Source organism: Streptococcus sp. 121, from assembly GCF_016458205.1.
GTDB lineage: Bacteria > Bacillota > Bacilli > Lactobacillales > Streptococcaceae > Streptococcus.
Window position 1 is genome coordinate 1 of record NZ_JAEMED010000077.1, and the last position, 1,652, is coordinate 1,652.

Sequence of the window (1,652 nt, forward strand, 5' to 3'; positions counted from 1 at the left end):
AAATCTGTCAGCGACAGAAAAATGAGTGAAGACTCAAACTTTTGATGAGAGTTTGATCCTGGCTCAGGATGAACGCTGGCGGCGTGCCTAATACATGCAAGTAGAACGCTGAAGGAAGTGCTTGCACTTCTGGAAGAGTTGCGAACGGGTGAGTAACGCGTAGGTAACCTGCCTGGTAGCGGGGGATAACTATTGGAAACGATAGCTAATACCGCATAACAATGGATATTGCATGATATCTATTTGAAAGATGCAACTGCATCACTACCAGATGGACCTGCGTTGTATTAGCTAGTAGGTGAGGTAAAGGCTCACCTAGGCGACGATACATAGCCGACCTGAGAGGGTGAACGGCCACACTGGGACTGAGACACGGCCCAGACTCCTACGGGAGGCAGCAGTAGGGAATCTTCGGCAATGGGGGCAACCCTGACCGAGCAACGCCGCGTGAGTGAAGAAGGTTTTCGGATCGTAAAGCTCTGTTGTAAGAGAAGAACGGGTATGAGAGTGGAAAGCTCATACTGTGACGGTATCTTACCAGAAAGGGACGGCTAACTACGTGCCAGCAGCCGCGGTAATACGTAGGTCCCGAGCGTTATCCGGATTTATTGGGCGTAAAGCGAGCGCAGGCGGTTAGATAAGTCTGAAGTTAAAGGCTGTGGCTTAACCATAGTATGCTTTGGAAACTGTTTAACTTGAGTGCAGAAGGGGAGAGTGGAATTCCATGTGTAGCGGTGGAATGCGTAGATATATGGAGGAACACCGGTGGCGAAAGCGGCTCTCTGGTCTGTAACTGACGCTGAGGCTCGAAAGCGTGGGTAGCGAACAGGATTAGATACCCTGGTAGTCCACGCCGTAAACGATGAGTGCTAGGTGTTAGGCCCTATCCGGGGCTTAGTGCCGGAGCTAACGCATTAAGCACTCCGCCTGGGGAGTACGACCGCAAGGTTGAAACTCAAAGGAATTGACGGGGGCCCGCACAAGCGGTGGAGCATGTGGTTTAATTCGAAGCAACGCGAAGAACCTTACCAGGTCTTGACATCCCAGTGACCGTCCTAGAGATAGGGCTTTTCTTCGGAACACTGGTGACAGGTGGTGCATGGTTGTCGTCAGCTCGTGTCGTGAGATGTTGGGTTAAGTCCCGCAACGAGCGCAACCCTTATTGTTAGTTGCCATCATTGAGTTGGGCACTCTAGCGAGACTGCCGGTAATAAACCGGAGGAAGGTGGGGATGACGTCAAATCATCATGCCCCTTATGACCTGGGCTACACACGTGCTACAATGGCTGGTACAACGAGTCGCAAGTCGGTGACGGCAAGCAAATCTCTTAAAGCCAGTCTCAGTTCGGATTGTAGGCTGCAACTCGCCTACATGAAGTCGGAATCGCTAGTAATCGCGGATCAGCACGCCGCGGTGAATACGTTCCCGGGCCTTGTACACACCGCCCGTCACACCACGAGAGTTTGTAACACCCGAAGTCGGTGAGGTAACCGTTTGGAGCCAGCCGCCTAAGGTGGGATAGATGATTGGGGTGAAGTCGTAACAAGGTAGCCGTATCGGAAGGTGCGGCTGGATCACCTCCTTTCTAAGGAAATGGATGACATTGGTACTTGTTCAGTTTTGAGGGGTCATGTAGATGACAACCAAGAAA

1 rRNA gene is annotated in these 1,652 nt (G+C 51.6%); it reads left to right on the forward strand.

The annotated features are described in order from the left end of the window. Positions 1-40: 40 nt before the first annotated feature. Positions 41-1,586, forward strand: a 16S ribosomal RNA gene (locus JEQ21_RS09715). The last annotated feature ends 66 nt before the right edge of the window (positions 1,587-1,652 follow it).